Annotated in this window: 1 pseudogene; it reads left to right on the plus strand. The window is 59.1% G+C overall.

Annotation, left to right across the window (positions count from 1 at the left end):
• Window positions 1-225: pseudogene (locus tag ABR397_RS24170) on the plus strand (AAA family ATPase); the annotation flags it as partial.

Below are 225 nucleotides of genomic sequence, written 5' to 3' on the forward strand. Positions count from 1 at the left end.
GTCGCTGTTGACGCGAATTAATGGCCTGCCCCGCCGTATTCATCGACGTCCCCGATTATCGGCCCCTCTGTGTGAGCTATTACAGATAGCCGGGGCGGTGGCGACGCAGGAAGCGGGCAATGAATCGATTCGTTCCGTGCACCTTTTACAGGGTCTAAGCGGTCAGCTCGCCCGGGAGTGGGCGAGTGATGCGTGGCCGTTACCCTGTTTGAGTGTGACGCAACT

The organism is Photorhabdus viridis (assembly GCF_040256935.1).
Lineage (GTDB): Bacteria > Pseudomonadota > Gammaproteobacteria > Enterobacterales > Enterobacteriaceae > Photorhabdus > Photorhabdus viridis.